At 43.5% G+C, this 24,986-nt stretch carries 19 protein-coding genes; 8 read left to right on the forward strand and 11 right to left on the reverse strand.

All coding sequences use genetic code 11. From position 1 onward, the window contains the following. The first annotated feature begins 1 nt into the window (after position 1). Together KTE19_RS00520 and KTE19_RS00525 are read left to right on the forward strand one after the other, a co-directional pair. Entirely contained in the window at positions 2 to 661 is a 660-nt protein-coding gene (locus KTE19_RS00520; RefSeq protein ID WP_217341371.1) for a histidine phosphatase family protein, read from the forward strand. Between the two features lie 40 nt (positions 662 to 701). Then, on the forward strand, positions 702 to 1,565 hold the full coding sequence (locus tag KTE19_RS00525) for a LysR family transcriptional regulator (protein WP_217341372.1): 864 nt from the start codon (positions 702 to 704) through the stop codon (positions 1,563 to 1,565). A 103-nt stretch (positions 1,566 to 1,668) separates the two neighbouring features. Here the strand turns inward: KTE19_RS00525 and KTE19_RS00530 are convergent, their stop codons facing one another. Beyond that, the gene (locus KTE19_RS00530; protein ID WP_217341387.1) at positions 1,669 to 3,408 is read right to left on the reverse strand and encodes an ABC transporter ATP-binding protein; all 1,740 of its coding nucleotides are present in this window, start codon (positions 3,406 to 3,408) and stop codon (positions 1,669 to 1,671) included. A 603-nt stretch (positions 3,409 to 4,011) separates the two neighbouring features. Here KTE19_RS00530 and KTE19_RS00535 point away from each other — a divergent pair. Then, a complete protein-coding gene (locus KTE19_RS00535; RefSeq protein ID WP_217341373.1) occupies positions 4,012 to 5,220 on the forward strand; it encodes an MFS transporter in 1,209 nt (402 codons plus the stop codon). A 244-nt stretch (positions 5,221 to 5,464) separates the two neighbouring features. On the opposite strand, the gene KTE19_RS00540 is transcribed toward KTE19_RS00535, so the two are convergent. The 7 genes from KTE19_RS00540 to KTE19_RS00570 all read right to left on the reverse strand — a co-directional run bounded on the left by KTE19_RS00540 (position 5,465) and on the right by KTE19_RS00570 (position 15,765). Next, positions 5,465 to 8,623, reverse strand: coding sequence for a Cna B-type domain-containing protein (locus KTE19_RS00540; protein ID WP_217341374.1), 3,159 nt, complete (start codon positions 8,621 to 8,623; stop codon positions 5,465 to 5,467). Positions 8,624 to 8,950: 327 nt separating this feature from the next. Next, positions 8,951 to 9,145: a hypothetical protein gene (locus tag KTE19_RS00545; protein WP_217341375.1), complete on the reverse strand. Its 195-nt coding sequence runs from the start codon at positions 9,143 to 9,145 to the stop codon at positions 8,951 to 8,953. Positions 9,146 to 9,225: 80 nt separating this feature from the next. Beyond that, positions 9,226 to 11,439 carry a DUF5776 domain-containing protein gene (locus KTE19_RS13875; protein WP_249778548.1) on the reverse strand — a complete coding sequence of 738 codons (2,214 nt, stop codon included), beginning with the start codon at positions 11,437 to 11,439 and terminating at the stop codon, positions 9,226 to 9,228. 488 nt (positions 11,440 to 11,927) lie between these two features. Continuing rightward, the gene (locus KTE19_RS00555) at positions 11,928 to 12,434 is read right to left on the reverse strand and encodes a pyridoxamine 5'-phosphate oxidase family protein (protein WP_217161983.1); all 507 of its coding nucleotides are present in this window, start codon (positions 12,432 to 12,434) and stop codon (positions 11,928 to 11,930) included. Between the two features lie 11 nt (positions 12,435 to 12,445). After that, positions 12,446 to 13,438, reverse strand: coding sequence for a D-2-hydroxyacid dehydrogenase (locus KTE19_RS00560; protein WP_217162046.1), 993 nt, complete (start codon positions 13,436 to 13,438; stop codon positions 12,446 to 12,448). A gap of 23 nt (positions 13,439 to 13,461) precedes the next feature. Further along, positions 13,462 to 14,646 carry an aminotransferase class I/II-fold pyridoxal phosphate-dependent enzyme gene (locus KTE19_RS00565; protein WP_217341376.1) on the reverse strand — a complete coding sequence of 395 codons (1,185 nt, stop codon included), beginning with the start codon at positions 14,644 to 14,646 and terminating at the stop codon, positions 13,462 to 13,464. Between the two features lie 396 nt (positions 14,647 to 15,042). Further along, complete coding sequence (locus KTE19_RS00570) at positions 15,043 to 15,765, reverse strand: demethylmenaquinone methyltransferase (RefSeq protein ID WP_217341377.1); 723 nt, start codon at positions 15,763 to 15,765, stop codon at positions 15,043 to 15,045. 67 nt (positions 15,766 to 15,832) lie between these two features. Between KTE19_RS00570 and KTE19_RS00575 the strand changes: the two genes are divergently transcribed. Together KTE19_RS00575 and KTE19_RS00580 are read left to right on the forward strand one after the other, a co-directional pair. Next, positions 15,833 to 16,744 carry a prenyltransferase gene (locus KTE19_RS00575; RefSeq protein WP_217341378.1) on the forward strand — a complete coding sequence of 304 codons (912 nt, stop codon included), beginning with the start codon at positions 15,833 to 15,835 and terminating at the stop codon, positions 16,742 to 16,744. Positions 16,745 to 16,843: 99 nt separating this feature from the next. After that, on the forward strand, positions 16,844 to 17,383 hold the full coding sequence (locus tag KTE19_RS00580) for a hypothetical protein (protein WP_217341379.1): 540 nt from the start codon (positions 16,844 to 16,846) through the stop codon (positions 17,381 to 17,383). 146 nt (positions 17,384 to 17,529) lie between these two features. Here the strand turns inward: KTE19_RS00580 and KTE19_RS00585 are convergent, their stop codons facing one another. From KTE19_RS00585 to KTE19_RS00595, 3 genes are all read right to left on the reverse strand, one after another. Further along, positions 17,530 to 18,456, reverse strand: coding sequence for an L-lactate dehydrogenase (locus tag KTE19_RS00585; protein ID WP_054748937.1), 927 nt, complete (start codon positions 18,454 to 18,456; stop codon positions 17,530 to 17,532). A gap of 148 nt (positions 18,457 to 18,604) precedes the next feature. After that, positions 18,605 to 20,251 carry a peptide ABC transporter substrate-binding protein gene (locus tag KTE19_RS00590; protein ID WP_217341380.1) on the reverse strand — a complete coding sequence of 549 codons (1,647 nt, stop codon included), beginning with the start codon at positions 20,249 to 20,251 and terminating at the stop codon, positions 18,605 to 18,607. A 336-nt stretch (positions 20,252 to 20,587) separates the two neighbouring features. Further along, positions 20,588 to 21,223 carry a histidine phosphatase family protein gene (locus KTE19_RS00595; protein ID WP_217161967.1) on the reverse strand — a complete coding sequence of 212 codons (636 nt, stop codon included), beginning with the start codon at positions 21,221 to 21,223 and terminating at the stop codon, positions 20,588 to 20,590. A gap of 398 nt (positions 21,224 to 21,621) precedes the next feature. On the opposite strand from KTE19_RS00595, the gene serC reads away from it, so the two are divergent. The 3 genes from serC (at position 21,622) to KTE19_RS00610 (ending at position 24,805) form a co-directional block, all read left to right on the forward strand. Continuing rightward, entirely contained in the window at positions 21,622 to 22,698 is a 1,077-nt protein-coding gene (gene serC, locus KTE19_RS00600) for a 3-phosphoserine/phosphohydroxythreonine transaminase (RefSeq protein WP_217161965.1), read from the forward strand. An 11-nt stretch (positions 22,699 to 22,709) separates the two neighbouring features. After that, complete coding sequence (locus KTE19_RS00605) at positions 22,710 to 23,876, forward strand: phosphoglycerate dehydrogenase (RefSeq protein ID WP_217161963.1); 1,167 nt, start codon at positions 22,710 to 22,712, stop codon at positions 23,874 to 23,876. Between the two features lie 170 nt (positions 23,877 to 24,046). Then, complete coding sequence (locus KTE19_RS00610) at positions 24,047 to 24,805, forward strand: CPBP family intramembrane glutamic endopeptidase (protein WP_217341381.1); 759 nt, start codon at positions 24,047 to 24,049, stop codon at positions 24,803 to 24,805. Positions 24,806 to 24,986: the final 181 nt, after the last annotated feature.

Raw genomic sequence — 24,986 nt, forward strand, 5'->3', positions numbered from 1 at the left:
TATGGCATCTCTAATGGTATACATCGTTCGTCACGGAGAAACCCTCCTGAACAGTTTCGATCGAATGCAAGGATGGTGTGATTCTGAGCTAACTGAAAAGGGAAAACAACAAGCAATTCAAGCAGGCAAAATTTTAAAATCACTCGATTTTGATACTGTTGTTTCATCTGATTTAGGCAGAGCGAAACAAACAAGAGACCTCATTCTCAACCAACTTAATCATCAACCAGCTCATACACTTGAAAGCAAAGATTTTCGAGAGGTTCTTTTTGGCTTCTTTGAAGGCTTGGATTCGGACGAAACTTGGTTTAAAGTCGGGGAACCGTTTGGCTATCATACCCAAAGTGATATTATCCGAGCCAAAGGTTTACCCGAAGCACGCAGACTAATGCATCTCCAAGATACTAGTCATCTTGCTGAAACATCCGAACAGGTGCTCAACAGGTGGCATGATGGGATTCAATCTATTCGTGACAACTGCGTTGCTCCTGCAAATATTTTACTGGTCACTCATGGAACATTTATCCGTTCTTTGGCAGAAGACAACGGAATTAAAACATTGAATGACTATCCAAAGAATGGCGCTGTTTCAGTGCTACAAATAGAATTAACCGCTGCTAATCTTGTTTCATATAATAAAATGAGTCTAGATAAATCATAAATGCAAACTATGTAAAGTAACGTGGTGAAGACAAATGAACTTGGAACTTTTAGAAACGTTTGTCCAAATAGTTAAATATAAGCAAATTTCTAGGGCTGCAGAATCTCTTTTTATAACACAAGCTGCAGCAGGCAATCGATTACGAAAACTAGAAAGCCAACTAGGTGTTAAGCTGATCAACCGAATTAAAGGGCAATCAACGATTTCAACAACACCATACGGGGATCGCCTTCTAGTTATTGCCAAACAACTCATTTCCTTATCTCACGATGTCCAAACACTGAAAGAAAACGCAGAGTATTCAAAAATTAAAATCGCTAGTACCACGAATGTTATTGAAGCGGCTCTTTCCTTTATTATCCCTCAGGTAATGAAAGATGATCCATTGCTGAGGTTCACCATTAAAGGGTCATCAACTTTTGGAGTTTATGAATCGATTACTAATAATAGTGCTGATATCGGATTTAGTTTTACAAACGCACCTCGATACGGGTTAAGCACTCGCCAGATTGGAAATCAATCACTTACATTAATTACTTCTCAGCAAAATGAGATTCCAGACCAAATCGACATTGACAGCTTATCGCCATCAAATGAAGTCTATATTCCATATAACGAACAATACGACCAATGGCACATGATTTGCTGGGGAAATCAAATTGATCCATATATAAGATTAGATTCTTGTAGTTCATTTTCTCATTATCTCAATCATGGGAAAGCTTGGGCAATTATTCCAAAATCTCTGGCTCAGCAGTACATTAATCATAAATTTCCAATTAAAGAAGTCCGTCTAATAGAACCAATTCCAAAGCTACCAATCATCGCAATTGATAATTTAGCCAATCCATATAAGAAAAAGCTTGATGATATCATTTTAAGATTCAGATCGTTCTTAGTTTAACGGTCCTTCTTCATAAATATCCACGATAAAAAATGATCTGCATTCAAAATTTCTAGCTCCAAAGCCCGAAATTTTATGACAGATCATTTTTAGTGATATTTTCCTACTCAAACTGCGCCTCATACAACTGCTTATAGTACCCATTCACCTGCATCAGTTCATTGTGCGTTCCCCGTTCGACAATTTTGCCATTATCGACGACGAGGATCTGGTCGGCATTATGAATCGTGGACAACCGGTGGGCAATGACGAGTGACGTTCGTTGTTCCATCAGATTTTCCAATGCGTGCTGGATGGTCTTTTCGGATTCATTGTCCAGTGAGGCAGTGGCTTCATCCAAAACGACAATCTGGGCATCTTTTAGTAGTGCCCGGGCAATTGCGATTCGCTGTTTTTGGCCGCCGGATAATTTGATTCCCCGTTCACCCACTTGGGTCTGTAACTGTTCTGGTAAGCCATGGATAAAGTCATCAATATCGGCCAATTTGGCAACTTCCCATATTTTTTCATCGGTCGCTCCGGGCGTCCCATAACGAATGTTATCCGCAATCGTCCTATCGATAATGAAAATGTCCTGAGATACGATGGCAATATTTTGCCGCAACGACTTTAATTTAATGTGATTAATCGGTATGCCATCGAAGTAGATTTGGCCGCTATTCACGTCATACAAGCGATCAAGCAGATCAGTGATCGTCGACTTGCCAGCTCCTGAATGGCCAACCAAAGCAGTCTGTTTGCCAAAGGGAATATCAAACGTCACATTCTGGATCGCTGCCTTATGTGGATCTTCCGCATCCTCCGAAGCATACGCGAAGGTCACGTGATCAAATTTCACGCCAGCCTTAATCGTTGGAAAATTAACTGCATCTGGCGCGTCAACAATCTCCGGCTTCAGCCCAATAATATGGACAATTCGCCCATATGACACAAGTGATTGCTGGAATTGATTCAGCAATCTGGAGAAGGCACTGATTGGGCTTTGCAGAATACTCACATAGCTCAGGTAAGCCACCAGCTGACCAATTGTCAACTGACTTTTGAAAACAAACAGTGTTCCCAGCAGCAAGACAATCGCCGTTCCCAAATACTGAATAAAAGTAATCAGTGGTGAGAAAATCGCCTGATTGCGGGTTGCTTCAATGATGTTGTCTTTATTCTGATTAGCCAATTTACTAAAACGGCTGGACTCCAAGTCTTCAGTTGTGTAACTCTTAATCAATTGAATTTGGGTCAAGGTGTTTTGCAGCTGATTGGTCATCAATGCTTGGGATTGCCGAGCTTTTTGGTAAGAATTTCGAATTCTGGTCCGAAAAATCCGCACCACTAGAAAAATCAGCGGGAAGGTTAAGCTAACCGCCAGTGCCATAATCCAATTGACGTAGAAAATGAAGATCAGCACGCCGATAAAGGTAAATAAGCTGCCAATCAGTGACAGCATATTGGGTGAAATCAAGTTTTGCAGGTTATTGACATCAGAAGTGAGTCGCACCATGAGATCACCGGTCTTGCTGGATTCAAAGAAGTGCGTATCCAACCGAATCAGGTACTGATACAACTGATTTCTTAAATTAGTAATGGCTCCCTGACTCATCACGCCCATAAAATACGTTGAAAGGTACGTGAAAATTCCTGAGATCGTCACGGTTAATAGTAATAACGCAACGACAATAACCAGCCGCCCCGTATCCTTATTCGGGATAACATGATCAATAATGTACTGGTTAAATTGCGGCAACAAGAAGTCCATAAACGATAACACGGTTAGGACAACAACGTTAAGTGCCAAGATCCACGGCCGTTTGAGAACGGTCCCGAAGACAAATTTGAACATCGCTGTCATCGTGATGGCATTATCATCATTGGTTGTTGCGGTTTTTGATTTAGTTTGCACGCCCCCGCCCCCTTAATGAACAATTCGCTAAACTTTAAGACAATCAATTACATCACGGTTATAGGCACTCTGTCAAAGGAATTGCTCACATTAGGACAGCTGCGTAAAGCAGAAACTTACACCTAAGCACCTTCTCCAAAAATCCCAAGATCGGGGATTTCTGGAGAAGGGGACCTAGGCTCCAGTTTCTAAACGCTTTACTCCACTCACTGTTCTTAGGACAGCTCCTCAAAGCAGAGATCTACACGTAAGCACCCCAGCGAAAAATTCCAGAACCGGGAATTCTCCACTGGGGAGACTTACGCTTCGACTTCTAAACGCTTTACTCCGCTCACTATTTTAGGACAGCTGCGTAAAGCAACAATCTGCATGTAAGCACCAGCGAGAAAAATTCCAGAACCGGGAATTTCCCTCACTGGAGACTTACACTCCGATTGTTAACCGCTTTACTCCGCTCACTCTCTTTGCTCTTCCCTGTCCTCATCTTCTATGCTAATATTTAATACAGTGTGCAATTCGTTTTATAGCTGACATAAGGAGAGAAATTTACATATGAATCGTTTCAAATTACAATCAATTATTTTCGTCCTCGTTGCTTTTATGCTGGGCTGCAACGAGTTTATTGTCGTCGGGGTGTTATCCGATCTCTCCCGCACCTTTGACGTCAAGTTGTCAACCATCGGTTACCTGGTCACCATCTTCGCCACCGTTTATGCAATCAGCACCCCCTTCGTAACCGTTTTGACCAGCCGCTACAGTCGCTACAAGACCTTGTTATCGTTGATCGTCGTCTTCTTTATTGGTAATACGCTGAGTGGATTGGCTCCAAATTATCTATTTATGGTCATTTCGCGGATGATCACCGCAACGACAGCTGGTTCAATCATTTCTCTGGTCATGACCTTTGCCAGCACGATTGCTCCGCGTGATAAACGAGCTGGCTTAGTCTCCTGGATTTTCGCCGGCTTCAGCATCGCTTCGGTCTTTGGCGTCCCAATTGGGGTAACTGTCAGTACCAGTCTCGGTTGGCGCTATGCCTTCTATGGTATCTCCGGGTTGACCATCGTTACCTTTACCCTGTTAGTCTTCATCTTGCCCCGCAACCTCAAACAAACCCAAGGGTCAATTAAAAATCAGCTCACCTTGCTACTGGATCCCCGCATTTATTTTGCCATCTTCTCTACGCTGTTCATGGCCGCAACGATGTACGCTTATTATACTTACGTCCGACCACTGTTAACCACCTTGCTTGGCTTTAGTACCACCAGCTTAAATTGGTTGCTGTTCGTCCTTGGAATTGTCAGCATCTTTGGCAACCGCCTCTCAAGAGCAGTTGCCGCTCGACCAAACGGCTTGCGACTCATGCCTAGATTTTACACAGCCGATATCATTTTGCTATTGCTGATGCCGTTTGCCTTACTTAACAAGGTTTCCGGTTTTGGTATCCTGCTCGTCTTAACCTTAATTGTGACGATTATGAACTCCCCAATCCAGATTCATTTTCTAAATACGGCAGAATCGGATTACCCGCAATCACTGGTATTGGCGTCATCCCTCAGTTCCATCTTCTTCAACTTCGGCATTTCTCTTGGATCGGCTACCGCATCAAGCATGACCGGCCTAGTTGGTCTGAATAAAATCAGTTTAGGCGGTGCCGTTTACGCAGCCTTGGCAATGATGTTTGTGATGCTAACCAATCGCGCAATCAAACGACATCAGGCAGCCAAATCTGCCGCTGCTAATCCCGTAACCAATAAATAAGTGATTAAATTTCAATAACAAGTCGAAGAGTCTCATAATAAGAAATCTCTCAAAAAAAGCATGATATCCTTGATTTATCAGCGATTATCGTACTTCGTAATCTAATAATCCCTTGTACATCAAAGAATGCTCGCCAGTCATGAAGTTATTATCTGTCATGACTGGCGAGCATTTCAAACTATGTCACACAATTTGCTGCTTTATTTATAATTCGAACACTTACTCATTCTTGAACTCGGTCATTTTAGTCACAACTTTTTCGTCGTAACACCAGCCAACCTGAGATCACAATGAGCAGGCTAATTCCCAAGATAACGGCAAGTATCGAAGTTTGATCACCAGTTTGAGGTAATTCAGCGGCTTGCTCGTTTGGTAAATCAGAAGCAGCCGGTTTCGACATTGCTGCCTGAACTGGTTTTTCAACCAAGTTAGCTACTTGACGAGCAGCTGGTTGACTGGTTGGCTGGTCGAGTTTTGTCAGTGATGGAGCGGTTGGCGTTCCTTTAGCTGATTGAGTGGTCTTCACTTTATCAACTGGAATCTCTGGATGGGCCTTTTGCTCCCCTGAAGTTGGTGCCTTCGGCCGTTCAGTGACTTTCTTAGGAGTGGTGACTGGCGTTTCTGGTTCACTTGTCGTCGGCGTTGTTGGAACCTCTGGCGTAGTTGGTGTTCCAGGGATAACCGCCGGATTGCCTGGGACAATCTCACCAGTTGGTGTCGTTGGCTCAGTTGGTATTTTAGGCTGATCAACCGGAGTGGTTGGCTGGTCTGGCGTTGTTTCTTTACCAATTGATTTGTTCGTTACGGTCATTTCAAACACGCCGTTTCCTAAGTCTTTGAGTTCGCCAAACGCAGGGGTGAAGCCAGCAACCGCCCCTTCAGTTAATTGATACTTCAGGTTGGTTGGCAGGCCGGCAAAATCAGTTTGCCAGTTATTTTCAGCACTTAGTTCAATCGTATCAATTACGCCACCATTGAGTGGACTGGTTGGATCATCTAAGACAAGGTTAATGGCAACTTTATCAGGTTGGGCAACTTTGCCGTCATTTTCCCATACCTTGGCAACCTTAATCGTTTTGGTGCCGACAAGGTGATTGCCAAAGATAACTGAACCGTTGGAGCCAATGCCGCCGCCCCGAGGTGCTTTGTTGCCTTTGATCAGAACGGTTGCCAGGCCAGCGGCGATTGCTTTGGCTGCATCAGTTGATTGATTTTTTAAGCCGACAAAGCCACTGTCGTGATCAATCGTCACTGCATCGGTTTCTTGTTGGCCATCGCGATCATGATACCAATCAACGCCACCGCCACCAGGCATTCTGTTAGCCAAGGTGGTTACTTCACCACCAGTTTTAGCTTCACTCAATACTTCATCACCTTGAGTGAGAGCTTTGTTACCAAAGATGGCCGTCCCATCAGTGACATAAATTTCGGCGTTACCCGTCGGACAGAACCAGATACCGCCGCCAGATCCGGCTAGCATTTGAGTCTCGCCTGAAGTAATTGGCTCCCCGGCGATAGCTTCGTTGCCAGTAATCAAACTATTCCCCAAATGGAGGTTATATTCGGCGATACTAACGTAAATGCCGCCACCATGCTTGTCAGCAACGTTATTGGTGATGGTCGCCTTATTGATCGTGACATTATTAGAATTAACGTAGAGACCACCGCCGGCTGCGGAAGCGTGGTTGCCATCGATAATGGCATCATTGATGGTTAAGCGCCCGATATTGTTAAGATTGTAGGATTCAGCGGTACCCGATTGTTGCGTATATCCTTGGTGGACAACGAACGCACCACCACTTGCGACTGGGTTTGGCTGGCGGCCAACCAAGCCAGTTTGATTTCGGCTAATGGAGCCGCTATTAATCGTTACATCAGCCGAACCATTAACGAAAATACCACCTGAGTGATGCCAGGAAATGTTACCATCTACGGTTCCTGAATTCATGACCATCGTTGAAATTGGGTATGTCTTGTCCTTTCTGCTAACGTCGCCTACCACAACACCACCGGCATCGGGACCGGAGTTGCCGTCAATATGACCACCGTTCATGATGAGATGAGATCCTTTGTGCAGTGAAATGCCACCAGCAGTTTCTTGAATACCCCACTCAGTCGAGTTGTTGGTAACGTAACTATCTTCATTCATGATAACCGTGCCACCATTATTAACCGAGATACCACCAGCACCCATTGTCCCTGAGTTAGGATCAACGAATAAATGATTATGGGTAATATAGGCATTTTGGCCCATTGTTAACGTCCCGCCACTAACTGTCACCGGACCATCGTTGTAGGAAGGCGGATATGGCTTAATGTTAAAATCTTTAATCGTTGTGTTGATCAAATCGGCAGTGCCATCAATATGGAGAGCCGAATAGGTGGCGGTCGTTTTAAAATTCCGAGGAACTGCAAAATCTTTTATCGGGACAATTGAGATCCCATCTTTTTGGTTCCCTTTAAAAGTGACCATAGCGCCCGTTTCCACTTTGATTTGTGAACCAATACTTAGTTCCACCGGGGCGCCTTCATTGATAAAGGTTATGTTTTGGCCTTGTTTAATAAAGAATCCATGAACCGTTGAAAATGAATTCCCAAGCGTAATGGTCTGGCCTGAGCCATCGCTAGGCGCCGCGTTCAAGGCATCATTTAATTGTTGCTCGTTGGTAACGACGAGTTGATCCATGACCGTTGTCGCTTTCATTTTAGCTGGTGCCGCTTGAATCTTTGGTTGAGCTGCCTTCTCAGTTTCGTTAGCTAGATTATTTTCTTGCCAGTTTTGCTGGCTATTAGCAGCAGTTTGATTTGTTTGTTTCGTTGTGGCTGACTGATTACTCGATTGGCCGGCTTCTTTTGATTGCTTGCTCGAATCCGTTGTCTCCGCAGTTTTTGAACTGTTGGTGGACACAGCTGACGCTTCGAAAGTTGCTGGCGCCGGTGAATTAGAAACTGGTGCAGTTGCTGGCTGGGTAGATCCTGTTTGAGCTGGCTGATTAGTTGCCGTTGGGTCTACTGCCTTCGTTTGAGTTGCTGGTTGTGTCGCATGAGACTCAGGTGCCTGGTTGGCTTCAGTAACTGCTGGCGTTGAAGGTACCTGAGCTGGCTGAGTTGCTTCTGCCGGTTGCGCAGTCGCAGTTGAAGTTTGGGATTCGGTAGCTTGGGCTTCCACAGTCTGGGACTCTGCAGGTACAGACTGCGACTCAGCCGGTGCAGACTGATGATTTGCCGAACTATCAGTCGGATTCTCAGTCGCGATTTGAACTGATTGGTTATTGTCGGCTACCACGCTGGCGTATACCAGTTCCCCCATTCCATTCGTAAATAGTAAAAGCGCTAAGATGGTCACCCCAAAGGACGCGAGCCAATGCCGGATCCGTTGGGTAGGTTGACAACAAGTTTTCATTTAATTTCCCCCTAAAAAGTGAGTGGAGCAGTCCTCACATGACACCCCTAATTCCTTATTTCCATCATCAATATATCAACCCACTCAATTTGTTGCAACATTAACGCATCACTTTTATAACTTTTTGGTGATTAATGTGTAAACTACTAATTTATAATTGTTGAGTTAAATATCTATCTGATTTTATTGCCTAATTGCCATGAACAATCGAAGCCCTGTACCAAATATGGAACTTGAATACAAAAAAATCGCCACCCATAACTAAGATTCAGTTATCGGCAGCGATCGCGGATTTTCATTAAATTCAAATTGATAAATCAACCTGTACTAAGTTAAAGAGATATCTAGTTTCTTGCCTAAAGCGGTAGCTAACTCTCTTTGAGTTAAGCCGGCGTCCTCACGAGCCTTCATGAACTTGTAAGCTGCCATAAGTCTGGCTTTCCCTTGCTCATACTCGGCTTTATCTTCAGGGGTAGCAGTATATTCCTTGATCGGCTTATCAATTTTTACTGTTTTTGGCATACAAGTCATTTCTCCCCTAAACCTTTCCTGACAAAAACCGACTAGGCAATTTGCCCGTCGGTTTAAGGCTGTTGATTCTATTAAATTACCTTCACGTAATGACTATTAACAGTTACATAACCGCCAGCAACCGCATAACGTTTAGCACCAAAGGTCGTAGTTGAGTATGGATGTGAGTACTCCCACTTCTTAACTTTCAACACGGTACCCTCCTTGATGTGCTTCGTACGTTTACTGAAGTTAGCATTGTTGTAAAGGTAAATGGCTTTCTTAACTTTGATTTGTTTAGGCTGCTTCTGGTTACCAGCAATCACAAGTTTGCGGTTTCCGGTAATGTAGTGACCATTACTCAAGAGGTAACGAGTCGTTAAGTTATGCTTAACAAAGCCCTTCACCTTGAGCTGAGTGCCTTGTTTGAAGTTCTTAACCCTACCAGTCAAGTTCTTGTTCGTATATTCATTGACACCACGGGGATTGATGACCATCAGCGTCTTATGAGAACTGTGATAATAAACTGGCCGAACAAAGGCGTAGTCGGCAGTAATATAACCCTTCTTGCCGGCAGTTTTGCTGTGATGGTTCACATCACGAACAACATACCGCAAGTTACCAGCTTTGGAGGTCGCATAATCCGTTACCACAAACATCGGTCGGTTAATCCGCGGCTTCTTGGAATAGCTGGCAACTCGTGCACTCTTTTTGAAGTCTTTGTTACTATACATATAGATCTTCTTCAAGGCATAAACGGCTTCACCTTTCTTGGCAATGCCTGGAGTTGCTGGCTGCGTGGTTACTGTTGGGGTTGATGGCGTTGGAGCTGGATTTGGTGTTGGGTTAACTGGTGTTGGATTAGGCTCTGGTGGGGTTGGTGGCGTTGGGGTATTCTTTTTATAAACTAAAGTAATATCCTTACTATTTGGGCCATACGTACCAGATAATTTACCTGTTGTGAAAGTTGGAGCAGTCCCACTCGTAGCAAAGTGGTCAAACGTGTATCCACTAACAGTTGGAATCGTATAATTCCAATCTGCCCCAGATTTATCATTGAACGTTTCTTGCGTCTTACCGTTGATGGTAAGTGGCTTGTTGTCACTATCAACATATTTGACGTTAAAGGAAATATTTTGAACTGGGATTGTCTTACTAAACGTATACGTAACCGTTGGTAACCCAGCCGTAGTATCAGCAACAGAATATTTGGCATTTTGCTGCCCGTTGGAATCCTTAGGACCATCAGCTGTAACACTCTTATATCCGTTGGTTGCCTCCAACTGTTGAAGCGTATCATTAACATCCTTGCTATTGTCACTTGTATCGGGATCAGCTAATGTTAAGCCATCGCTACCAATGGCATAGTTCCACAAGTCATTTTCAGTTCCCGAAATGGTTGATGATCCAAGAACAGTGCCACCTTCATCTTTATAAATAACGTTAATATTTCCAACGGTATCATCCAATGTGTACGGTTGGACAATGACCCCATCGTATGGTGTGTTTCCGAGTAACGTGTCGTTGTAATAAGCCGTCAGGGTCCCCTTCCCATCACCATCTTTATTCAAATTAGTCCACGTAATCGTTTTAGCACTAGTATCTGCTGTTCCATCGGCGGTGCTACTATAACCACTTGCAAAATTAGTTTGTGGTATTTTCCCAACGTAGTATGGAACAATTGGAATGTTTTCACCAACAATGTTTTTTACCTCACTGTTAATTGCAAAAGAGGTCATTGTGTAACTTGTCATTTTGGGATTCAATTTTATGTTTGGTAAAACATAAATCTGACTATTCAAGTTATCTCCTGAGGAGTCAACAAAATTAGATCGTCCCCACGGAGAAGCATCAGTAACTCTATTCCCATATAAGCCAGTAAATGAAGTATCAAGAGTATTAAACGTTTTATTGGCAAGTGCACTAATATCATGTATTTGATTTCTCTGAAAGTCTACTCCCGAGAGATTCTTCAAATCTTTAAGTGCATCAATATCGCTAAGTTCCCCACGTCTTACTGGAACATTGTATTTTGTAAACGCTGAATAACTAGCATTCAAAGAAATGTAGGATGAATTCTTCGCATACTCTAATCCCGTTAAAGATTTAACACTCAAGATCGCATTAAATATGTCTTCATTATCCGTCTGATTATCATCTGTAGTTGCATAATTAATACCTGTTAAATTATCTTCAAGTAGTTTCTTACTGATTTGATCAGGCGATGTCACATTTTCCCCATCAACCTGAACACCATCTAAGGATAATTCATTGACAACAATTGCCTGTAAGCTCTTGTCCGGCATCCAATCATCAAGTTTGCCCGTTACATCGGGGCCAATTGCATCTGCAGCAGCTTGACCCTTCCAATTTGGGTCAACGTTGGCCTTTATCCAAGCATCATGTTGAGCCGTACTTCCACCATTCCACGGAACATAGGTTGCGTCAGAGTCAGCGGTTAGAGCTGATTGCTGCCCCCCATCAAATTAAACGATAAGGAGAACAGAACTGTCGCGATGACTGCTATAACGATCTTAATAGTCCCCCGTAGTTTTGTCCTTTGATGATAATTAATATTATCCATAACATAACTCCCCCTCAAATTTGATAAACCACAGCCCTTATAAGAACTATGGCAACTACCCTTAAACAATTTTATTTTAACATAAGTAACCAGTCAACGTATCAATTTACGTAATCGGTTTCATACATTCTATGACAACAAAAAAGCACGACCTGCCAGTTCCATTCTCACCAGATCATGCCGCTTTAAATTAATATTTAAATGGTTATTTTATTTAAATCCCGGTTCACCAGCTACATGTTCCTTAGCTGTGTAGTTCTTTACAGTAACCTTGATCACCCCAACGTAATCAATGGTCTTTTCTGAAATATCAAACAGATCAATCGATTGCCCGGTCTCATGTGACAAGAGCAGTTGCAAAGCATGACGCTTAATCTCAGGATCGTCAACCAATTCTGCATCCCCATACCCCATCACGCTTCGATAAGCAAAGCTCGGGGTGTTTTCCTTGGGATCTTCTGGCGTCATTAATTGACCGCCATCGTCGATTTCAAAGCCCATCCGGCCATCCTGTTTGATCAAATCCCGTTTGTGGCCGACTGGTGCGCCATGCATGTACAGGGTGAGGTGATTGGCATCGTCAAATTCATAACCAAAGTTGGTTGGCACCACATACGGGTAATCTTCAGTCCGAAAGCCACTGTGAATGACGTGGGAGTCATGCAAGATGGCTTTGATTTCATTAATATCAGTAACTTCTCGATCTTTTCTACGCATTTGTCTAGCCTCTAATTAACTTGATGAGGGCTCTGTTGACCATTAAGAACGGCTAATACATCATCTAAGGCAAACTGAACCATGTTTTGAACAGCCACTTCTGTGTAAAATCCAATGTGAGGGCTAACGTTGACATTTGGCATGGCCAGCAATTTCTTTAGATTCTCATTGTTAATTGGCTGGCCGGATAAGTCTTGGCCCACAATGCCATTTTCTCCTTCAATCGTATCAATAGCAGCCGCAGCAATTTCATGATTCTCTAAAGCGGCAACTAACGCCGGCGTATCAACAACCGGTCCTCTTGACGCATTAATAAAAATCGCGGTTGGCTTCATTTTCTTGAAGACTTGGGCGTTGATGATGTGGTGGGTTTCAGTCGTCAATGGCGTGTGCATTGTAATGATATCCGCTGTCTTGTAGACAGTCTCGTGGTCAACATAAGTGAGGGTATCATTTAATTCTGGGCGGTGAATGGGATCAGCCGCAATTACTGTGGCCCCTAAGGCGTTAAAGATTCGGGCAACCGCACTCCCAATTTTGCCGGCACCGATAATCCCCACAGTCAATGTATGAATTTCCTTGGCTTCGATGCCCTTCCAACTGAAATCGCCCCGATCTTCCCGTTCCTTAACTTCACCCAGATGGCGCAATAACCACATAACGTGGGCTAAGACTAACTCACTCACTGAACGAGGTGAGTAGGCAGGCACATTGGTGACAACTAAATCATTCTTGGCCGCTTCCTTGAGGTCAACGATTTCATAGCCGGTACTTCGCAAGGCCATCTGCTTGATGCCAAATTTGTGGAGCTGCCGATAAACTTCTGGGCCGCCAACTGAGCCATGTTGTAAAACCGAAATACCATCATAACCTTTAGCCAGATCAACCGTTTCTTCACTTAATGGCACGGTATTGGTATCAACTTGGACGCCATTTTGCTTGGCCCACTCATCAATTGGGGCCTTTTCATCGGGGCGTGAGGTATACATCAAAATTTTCATTATGTTATTTCAAACTCCTTTAGTAGTTATTTTTCAGAAATCGACTTGCTAGCAACATATTTTTGAATCCGCTCAACTGCCTTCTTGAGATTCTCTTCGCTGGCCGCGTAACTGATTCGAACATACCCTTCACCGCCTGGCAAGAAGTATGAACCTGGGATCAATGCTACTTTAGCTTCCTTGGCAAGTTCGTAACAGAAGGCTTCACTATTCTGATTCAAACCTTCAGGAATCTTGGCAAAGACGTAGAAGGCCCCATTTGGATTCGGGCAAGTAAAGCCGGCTTTAGCGAGTCCGGCAACCAACAACTCTCGACGAGCCAGGTACTCTTTCTTCATTGGCAACGCATCGTCCATACCATTCTTGAAGGCCTCCTCGGCAGCCGCCTGCGTATTGGTGGCCAACGAGGTGATCGTAAATTCACTGACTTTCGCCACTTCGCTAATGATATCTTCCGGACCACAAATCATCCCAATTCTCCAACCAGTCATGGCGTGGGACTTGGAAACCCCGTTCATCACTAACGTTTGTTCTGGTAAAATGGTCCCCATCGAAACATGAGTGCCATCGTAAGTCAATTCACTATAGATTTCATCGCTCAAGCAAATCATATCGTACTTGGAAATCACATCCGCAAGTTTTTGCAAATCATCTTGATGATATGTAACCCCAGTTGGATTGTTGGGGAAGTTCAAAATAACTGCTTTGACAGTACCTTTATTGGCATCAATGGCAGCCTGCAACTTTTCTGGTGACAACACAAACCCATTATCCGAAGTGTCCACAAAGACTGGTTTAGCACCAGCCAACAGCACGATCGGAACGTAAAGTGGGAAAATTGGTGTTGGAATAATAACCGTATCGCCAGGATTAAGCATTGCAGTTAATGAGGAATAAATGGCACCAGTGGCCCCAGCAGTCATTAAGACTTGCGTTGCCGGATCGTAATTCAAACCATACTTTTTGTGCAAAAAGCCCGCTGCTGCTTGCCGCAAGCCATCGGTTCCCCTTGAATTGGTGTAGTGGCTTTCATTGTCATCAATTGCCTTAACAGCAGCTTGCTTCACGTGCTCCGGGGTATTGAAGTCAGGTTCACCCAAAGTTAATTTCACAATATCTGGAATTGTTGAAATCTTCTGGTTGAAGGTTAAAATTGTGGCGGGTGTTAACGCAGCCACCCGTTTGTTCATCTTGTCTGATAATTTACTCATAATATGTTCTCCTCTCAAAAAAGTGCGCGGAGCAAAGCGGTTAGAGACCGGAGTCTAAGATTCTTTCGCCTCAAGCCCCGGGTCTGGGTTTGAGGCGGAAGGATCTTAGATGCAGGCCTCTGCTTTGCGTAGCGGTCCTAAAAAAGGGTCCTTCGCAGTCAGTTAATTGACTGAAAAGGACCCACCATTGGTTTAATCCCGCACAGTCAATTGCTGATCTGCGCGGCCTTTAATTTCCATCATGAAAATCTCTTGGCTTATCACAGATCAGATCTGGAAAAACCAAAAGTAATATCGGCAACTATTCAATTGAGTTTCTTGATCGTTTATCATCATTAAAAACTCCTTAGAATAAGTTAATTACATGATAGCCGTTTTAATCAGGGTTGGCAAGGACTATTTTGACTTTTTCACCCAGCCAAGGTGAAATGCCGCCGCGCCAAAGGTCAACATTTGGTAGGAAACCTTGGTCATCCCGGCTTGGCGAAACATCTGGGCTAATTGTTTGGCGGACACAAATTCTTTGGTTGTTCGTTGAAGATAGGCATATTCCTGATATTTATTAACCGCAAATTTTGCCATAATTGGCACTAATTTAAAATAGATCTGCCAGCCAAATTTAATAACCGGCAATGTCGGCTGAGAGGTTTCAAGCGACGCAACCTGACCGTTTGGATGAACAACTCGGGCCATTTCGGTCAGTACTTGATTGGCATCGGGAACGTTTCGTAAGCCGAAACCAACTGTGGCAATATCAAAAGCGTTAGCTTCATACGGCAAGTGCATGGCATCCCCGCGAACCAAGGTCACCCGGTCGGCAACTTTTGCAGCCTTGAGTTTCTTTGCAGCGATTTTGAGCATCTCATCACTGAAATCTAAGCCGACAACCCGACCAGCTGGCCCCACCGCTTTGGCCAAAGCCACCGTCCAATCCCCGGTCCCACAACAGACGTCAATTACAAAAGCGCCGGGCCGGATATTCAGGCGTTTCATGGCAAACCGGCGCCAATTGCGGTGTAATCCGAGACTAATTAATGAGTTCATCGAATCATAGTTGGGGGCCAATTCATTAAATAACGATTCAACTTTAGGTTCTGGGGTGCGATTTGTTAGCGTCATGGTGGAGCTCCTTTGGTATAATCTAATATAGATTCTGAAATTATTTTAGCAGATTGTGGGGATTTTAATGAATTTAGCGACGTTTACCGAATTAATTGAATTTAAAATTTTGAGTGCCAGTGTCTTCCCGTTTATCACCGGCCTCTTTTTCAGCTGGTATTTTCTGGGTTCCGTCAATGGCCTGTATGCCACCCTTTTCTTTATTGCAATGATTCTATTTGATGCGACCGTGAACGTGCTGGACAACTTTAACGACTACTACCACTCGGACAAAGACGAGTACAAATCAAAAACAAACATCATTGGCCGCGAACACATCTCCCCCGCTTTGGTGGTCTTTATCCTCGCTGCCTTCATCATTCCGTCAGCTGGGATTGGCCTGTATCTCACGTATAAGGTTGGCCTGCCATTGCTGTGGATGGGAGTCTTCTGCTTTGCGATCGGAATCCTGTACTCATCGGGGCCACGACCAATTTCCAGCACACCATTTGGGGAAATTGCCTCTGGGTTTACGATGGGGGTCATGATTGTTCTTATTTCAGTTTACATTAATTCCTACCAACTTTTCACTTGGAATGCTGAATTGTTATGGGAAATTTTGCTGGCCGCGGCACCATTATTTATTTGGATCGCCAATATCATGCTGGCTAATAATATTTGTGATGACGAAGAGGATCGGTTGAATAATCGCAAAACAATTGTTCACTACATCGGCGTCCCTCGTGCCGTTTTTATGTTCAACGCCACAAACGTTTTGGCAATCCTATTGATCTTCTTGGCAATCTTTTTAGGGGTCTATCCGGTTGCCATGATTTCAATCTTGCTGACTGTACCTTTTATCTTTAAGCAAATGCGACTGTTTACGGCAGAACAGGTAAAGACCAAGACGTTTGTTTGCTCGGTGAGAATTTTAGGATTGGGGTCCATTGGCTTGTGTATTGGTTTTGCGGCTTACTGGCTATATGTACTTGTTCGTTAAGGCTGTTTTACGGGATCATCACTTCCTTATCGGCATCAATTGTGCTTAAATGATACCAATAACAGCAATAATCATTATTTTGGCAAGGGGGAATTGAGATTGTGCAAACGATCTGGGCTCATCATTAGCATATTCCTCCTTGGACTTGGATTGATTGGTTTCATGCTCATTACCCAAGGACAAGTTGATAAGCCCGCCGGCCAAATTGACCAGCCCCGCCAGACTAAAGCCACCAAATATCAACCGTTATCGACAGCTAGTCTTAAAACTAACCGTAAACTTCAATATGCTAGCATTATCTATTATGCGATCAACCACGTGCATATCCAGCGGTGGCAGGAAGTTTCCGACTTGAGATCAGGCTGGCAAGTTGAACTTTCACGGACAAACGACGCCACCCGTTATTTAGTATGGCCGGACAAGAACATTACGATCAAGGAAAAACAGTTGACACCTAATTGGTTTGAAATTAGTGGTCGCACCGTTATTTACCATAGTTTTGAGGTACACACCGCTGAAGAAGACGAGGATCAGTACGATGCGACAACTCAGGATCACATTGTTAAACAAATTAACCTGGATCGTGCTGCCCGAAAATTTTGGCGAATGAGTGGGAATTTGGTGGTTCAAAATCGTTGAAGTTGGGATTTGGAATTGTTAAATTGATTAATGGTGCTCCGTGAAGCAGGTGCTAGATATATAAAGGGTCGATCATGAAAATCCAAAATCAGGATTTTCATGATCGACCCTTTATATAACCGCACCTAAGCGCTTCACTGCGCACACTAACTATTCATCGACTCCTTAAACTTCGTCTTAATAAAGTTAGCAGAAGTCTGTAATTTTTCTTTTTCTTCATCTGTTAAGTCCAGTTGCACTTTTTCCAGAATGCCATCTCGGCCGACAATTGCTGGGTATGATAAGTAAGTGTCCAACTCTTCCCGATAATTTGATACGGCTAATTGCGTTCTTGAATCACTAATAACCGTATTGGCCAAACGAACTGCAGCGGTTGCTACGCCATAATTGGTGTACTTTTTGCCATGGAACACATTGAAACCGCCTTCACGGGCGGCCTTATCCAACTTGTTTAAATCCAAGCCTCGTTGTTTGGCAATTTCCGTGATTGGATGACCCAAAACGCGAACCGTTGACCAAGCAGTAAATTGTGAGTTCCCGTGTTCACCTAAGTTATAGCCTGAAACCGAACGTGGATCGATGTTTAATTCTTTAGCCACTGCCCGCTTCATTCTGGATGAGTCAAGTAACGTGCCAGTCCCAATAACGTGTTTCTTTGGTAGGCCGGTAATTTGCTGATACATGGATGTAATCACATCCACGGGGTTGGAGATATCAACAATAATCCCGTTAAAGCCTGAATCCTTAATCTTTTGCGCAACTGATTTCACTGCCTTACTGGTAAATGGTAACTCAGCAAAGCGGTCATCATTCTTATTATCTTGCAATTTAATGTTTCCTAATGCCGAAATGATCACATCAGCGTCCTTCAACGCCGAATAATCATTAACCGTAATATTTGTATGGAAAGGCAAATTTGACATCGCGTCTTCAAAATCCGTCGCGTCTGCTTCAACCTTTTTCTCCCGGGTATCGATCAACACTAAATCATCCGCAAATCCACAAGCAACTATGTAATGTGCGGCCGTTGAGCCAACATTTCCCATTCCAATAACAGCAATTTTTCTTGTCATTTAATCACCTCATATGATGTTTAATTCCCTTTAGTTTAGCACGGAAACAACAAAAATGGCAGAAAAATTAGAAAATTAAAATTGTCTTCAATTACAATAAAGAAGCTTTTAACTATTTTGAAACAGTTAAAAGCTTCTAACATGCTATTTATTTCATATAAGCATACTTATAGCTCCACTGAGTACCGGCAGTATTATGAATCACACCTTTCAGTGAAGGCTTCTGTAAGTAGGAAGTGACTTGTTGATAGAGTGGCGTCATTCCTTGATCCTTGTTAAATACTTTGGCAGCCTGAACCAAATCATCCCAACGTTGACCTGCATTATTAGCATCGCGGTTCTGAGCTCGATTAATCAGCTTATCATAAGTTTCATTACGATATTTACCATAATTATAAGCTGTCCCGGACTCAGGAATTTGTAAGAATGAAATTGGATCATTGAAGTCGGCACCCCAACCAGAAAGATAAATGTCGAACTCACCCTTCAAGGCATCTTGGGTTGCGACTTGGCCAGGCACGTTGCGAATGTTTAACGTCATCCCTGGCAGAACTTTCTCAAACTGGGCCTTCAAATACTGGGTCACTGGACTACTGGTTTGATCATCGCTTGAGGCCAAAATCGACAAGTTGACTTTTTTGACTCCGACTTGTTTCAGCCCCTTCTCCCAATACTGCTTAGCCAGCTTTTCATTATGATCAACTGTATTAGCAACCGCCTGCTGCTTGGCAAAATCCGTCCCCGTCCTTGGATCGTGGGCGAGCTGAGAGGCGACAAAGCCGGTTGGAGTTGCTGATCCATCCCCTAAAACTTTCTTGGTCAACTGTTTGCGATTAATGGAAAGTGAAATAGCTGTCCGAATGTTTCGATTGCTCATCACTTTACGTTTCGTGCTATTGGCATCTTTAAAGTTATATTCCAAGAAGCTCACCAGTGAGTAAGGGTACTGCTTGAACTCTGAGTTGTTCTTGTAATTCTTGATTTGCTGATTAGACAGCGGCGTCAAGTCAAGCTTGCCCTGTTGGTAAAGCTCCAAACCAGTTGTTGGGCTGGCAACCACCGTATAGTTAATCTTCTTGAGCTTAACGACGCTCTTATCCCAATATTGATTGTTTTTCACAAATTGCCACTTGTTGCCAGTTCCGTTCCAATTCTTAATTGTAAATGGTCCTGAATAAACCATATATTGTGAACGAGTGCCATACTTCTTTCCATATTTATCAACAATTTTTTGGTTCTGAGGACCAAAGAGTGGGTAGGACATAAGAACCTTGAAGTAGGCAATTGGTTTTTCGAGTTGAACAACAACGGTCTTGCTATTAGTCGCCTTAATCCCAACGGCATTTGGTGAAAGCTTGCCAGCGTTTACCTTGTCAGCATTCTTAATCCCACTAAACAGATAAGCATAAGTTGATTTAGTCTTGGGGTTCAAAGTTCGCCGCCATGAATAAACGAAATCTTGTGCAGTGATTTGATCGCCATTACTCCATTTGGCATTGCGTAATTTAAATGTCCACGTTTTACCATCTTTAGACTTCTTGGCGCTTTGGGCAAGGCCGGCGGTTGGCTTCCCATTCTTGCCAAGGCGATAAAAACTTTCAAACGCATTCCCTGTCTGACCATAACCAGTTGATTTAGAAATATCAATTGTGTCCAGTGGTGCGGTCGTACTGAGATTCAAGGTTTGGCTCTTGCTGGAATTTGTTTTTTGATTGCTGGACTGCCCACAAGCCGCTAACCCAACTGTGATTATTCCAATGACTGCGACCAGCAATAACATTCTTAACTTTCTCATGTTTTCTCCTCCAAAATGATGATGGATCTCCTTAATTTGATGCATCTATAGATTAAATACGTCAAAACTGAACGAATTTTCTTATTCCAAACAAAAAAGTGCCACAGCTTCAGTTAACGCCAAAAGCTGTGACACTCCAGAATCCATTGATAAGCAACTTAAATCACACTTACTCTAACAAATGGATTGTTTAAAGAGACCACCCTCAGCGTTAACTTGAGCTGGACACATCTGACAACAAGTTGATTGTACGGCTACAAATTGCATGGGTGATTCCTCCTCGTTTGATATCTGCACCAAATATAACGGAATCACCACATTTTGTCAACCAAAAGCCTAAAAGCCTGAATGAACAACTCGGTTATAGTAGCGCAGATAATATGAGTGATTTTCAGGGGCATACGTAATCTTGGTCACACTTGTATTATCGGGTTCTTCAATGACCATCATTTCTTTAGGGGAGCCCATCGCAGCCAGCACCGCAGCCTTGATTGTGAAGCCATGGGTGACAACAATAATCTGATCATCAGGGAATTTCTGACTAACGCTGCCCATAAAGTCCTGTGCTCTGGCGATAACGTCTTCAAATGATTCGGTATTGCCACCCGCCACCGTGACATAAATTGGCAGCACATCGTTTAAAACGTGGTCAAATACTTCTGGATACTTCTCTTCCAACTCAGCGTTCTTCTGGCCATCCCAATCGCCATAGGAAATTTCCAGCAACCGTTTGTCATAGGTTATCGGTAAGTTCGCACTCTGATTTAAAATGTTTGCGGTATCTTTAGTCCGTTGTAATGGGCTTGCGATGATTTGATCCGCAAACGAGATATCGAAACCCTGATGTAAACTTTCCGCTTGTTTCTTTCCAGTTTCCGAAAGGTATGTCACTTCCGTATTAATGATTCCCTGCTTTAGGCCAATGGCATTTGCCGCAGTCTGGCCGTGGCGAATGAAGTAAAAGTCAGTCATGTTGGTTTCCTCCAAAATGTTTCTCAAATATGTTTAGGTAGATCTCATCATTCAATTGGCTGCTTAAAACTTACCATGATGGTTATACTCAAGTAAACCCCGCCATGCAAAATTATTCAAAATACTGTTGCATTTGTCTGTGGGTTCTGTTAGATTTTAATTATAAGAAATGGAGGTATTCACATGAACGTGAATTTAATGACTTTTACAATTAAATCATCCTCCTGGTCTACGGTGTCATGCGGGTAGGCCATCTTTTAGTGCGATATTTTCGACAAAAGGCCTTACACGGATGATGTTACATCACACTGTGAGGCCGTTAAAACTGCTATGCTAACGAGCTCTCACAGTGTCAATCTGTGGGAGCTTTTAATTTATGATAAAGGGAGTTTTGAGCTATGACGGTTTATAATTTCGCGGCGGGACCAGCAACGCTACCAGATCCGGTGATTAAGCAAATTCAAGCAGAGTTACCATCACTTCAGGGAACCGGTATGAGCATTTTGGAAATTTCTCATCGTTCTGCCATGTTTGACGGCATCATCAATACGGCTAAACAAGATATTCGTGATTTAATGCATGTCCCCGACAACTATCATGTATTATTTTTCCAAGGTGGCGGCACCGGCCAATTTGCGGCAGTTCCACTTAATCTCGCCACCGATCACAAACGAATTGCCTTGCTAGACAGTGGTCACTGGGCAACTCGGGCAGGTGACGAAGCAGCTAATTTGGGTGTGGCTGTCGACGTCTTGGCCACAACCAAAGCCGATCATTACCGACAACTCCCTCACTCAAATAAACCACTTTCCGCAGCTGAGTATGACTATCTTCACGTCACGACTAACAACACGATTGAAGGAACTGCTTACCATACTTTGCCTGAACATGGCGATGTCACTTTGGTTGGTGACTTGTCGTCCAATTTCATGGCGGAAGAATACAACGTGAATGACTTTGGCTTAATCTTTGGCGGAGTCCAAAAGAACCTCGGCCCTGCCGGCGTGACCATCGTCATTGTTCGAGACGATCTGGTTAAACCAGTTGAACACATCCCCAGTATCCTCAACTATTCGTTATTTGTTAAGAAAAATTCGATGTTTAATACGCCACCGGTTTTTGCAATTTATGCGACTGGACTCGTTCTTAAATGGCTCAAGCAACAAGGCGGCCTTGCCGAAATTGAAAAGATCAACCGCAAGAAATCGAGCTTGCTTTATGATTTCTTGGATGAATCCAAACTATTCACCAACTATATCAAGCAATCTGATCGTTCATTAACAAACGTGCCATTTACAACTGATGACGCAGATCTTGATAAGCAAGTCATCCAAGCCGCATCGGATGCCGGCTTAATGAATTTAAAAGGCCATCGGAGTGTCGGTGGCTTGCGGGCCAGTCTATACAACGCAATGCCAACTGAAGGCGTTCAAGCACTCGTTGATTTCTTACACAACTTTGAAAAGAATCATTAGGAGGAACAGACATGTATCAAGTAAAAACTTATAACGCAATTGCTCAAGCAGGTTTGGATCAATTTACCGACGACTACCAAATTAATAAAACAGATGACGCGGATGCCTATTTAATCCGTTCCGTGAATTTGCATGATCAAGAATTTCCAAAGAGCCTTAAGGTGATTGCCCGGGCGGGGGCTGGCTATAATAACATTCCCTTGGACAAAGCCACTAAGAATGGAACCGCCGTTTTTAATACTCCTGGGAGTAATGCCAATGCCGTTAAGGAGCTGATTATCGCCCTGCTGGTTGCCTCGTCACGAAACTTATTTGCTGCAGCAGATTATGCTGCTCATAACAGTGGCGCCGATATTTCATTAAGAACTGAGAAAGACAAAACTAAATTTAAGGGGACTGAGCTAACCGGTCGAACCCTTGCTGTCATTGGTGTCGGCCACGTTGGCTCATTGGTTGCGAATGCCGCCAGTGCCCTTGGGATGAAAGTCATTGGCTATGACCCTTACTTATCGGCTGATGCGGCATGGCACATTTCAACCAACATCACCCGGGCGAGAACGCTGGGTGAAGCGTTGGCCCACGCTGATTACGTCACCGTTCACGTTCCAAAGAATGAAGAAACAACCGGCTTAATTGGCAGCGAGCAAATGGAAATCATGAAAGACGGCGTTAAACTTTTCAATTATTCCAGAGGTGGTATCGTTGATAATACCGCTGCGGTAGATGCATTGGACGCCCGCAAAATCAGAACTTATTACACTGATTTTGGCGAAAACATCCTGCTTAATCGTGACGATGTTGTGGTAACGCCACATATTGGCGGTTCAACGATTGAAGCCGAGGCTAATGGGGCAACTCAAGGAGCCAATACGATCATGACCTATCTGGAAACAGGTAATATTATGAATTCGGTTAATTTGCCTAACCTCCAAGTGCCATTTAACGCCCCTTATCGGGTGACGATTATTCATAAAAACATTCCGAACATGGTTGGTCAAATTGCAACCGCCTTGGCCGATGCCGGCATTAATATTGAAAGCATGAGTAATGCCGCTAAAGATGGCGTGGCATACACCATCATTGATCTGGATAATCTAAAGAACGAAGCGGACAACAAATTAATTCAACGTTTGAGCAAAATTGACGCGGTCTACCGGGTCCGGGTATTGAAGAAGTAAGTAAACTTCTTAAACGCTGTCTATGCTCGCAGTGAATCAATCTTTTTTACACGGTTCACGTTATTTTTGATACCATCGCATCTTTAGTTGCAATGGCACCGCGATCCTAATCACAGTGAGCAACATTAACTATAACTAAGGGTCCTCTTAACGAAAGGAAGTTGAAAGCAATGGAACACTTTTGGTTTGAACGCAAAACTGACCAACAAGAATTCCCAATACTTGATACCAAGCTTGATCAGTGGCGACTCTGGGCGTTACTCCTGTTTGTTTCAATTGGCACGGTCATCTGGGTGGCTTTTGCTGCGGCTGTAAATTTCAAAAGTTACTGGACGATAACCGTTTGTGACGATATAATTCCAGCCATTATTATGATTGGCGGGGTCTTGTACCTTAGCCAAGGTCGCCTGCTTCGCTTATTTGGCAAGCCACGTTGGTCCGACTTTGGCTTTGGCGCCATGATGTTCATTCTCCAATTAATTTACGCATACGTGGCAGCAACCGTCATCCCGAAACTAGGGGGAACCTTAGGCGAAAATGGGGCGGCTACCCAAATCGGGAAATCAAGCAATCAATTAATGGCATACTTCCAGAGTATCTTCTCAGATCTCTTTGATCTAATGAATGAAGAACTCCTTAGTATTGTCATCTTCTTAACGATTGCTGCGCTCTTGATTGAGTATTACCATTTCAGTCGCCGGGCTGGTCTCGGGATCGCGATGCTGGCATCAATGTTTATCTTTGGCATGCTTCATTTTCAAACCTATAACTGGAATTTGATTCAAATGCTGGTCATCATTGCAGTTGAGCGTTTATTCCTCAATGCAACCTTCATCCACAGCAAGACCATCTGGCCATCTTACTTAGCTCACATGGTCTTCGATGGATTGGCATTTTTGGCGGCAATGTACTATTTGCCGGTTCATTAAATGCGTAGCCTAAATCACCTCAATGAAAGAACATTCACACAAATATTAATTTTTCTCAATTATTAACCTACGCGTTGAAGAAAAAACTGAACGTCAAATAAATAACCTGTCAGCTTTTCTTTTGACCACAAAATGTGCTATGATATTTTTAACTAAATAACGACTGCCACCGGGCAGCAAT

Source organism: Lentilactobacillus dabitei, assembly GCF_019061365.1.
GTDB lineage: Bacteria > Bacillota > Bacilli > Lactobacillales > Lactobacillaceae > Lentilactobacillus > Lentilactobacillus dabitei.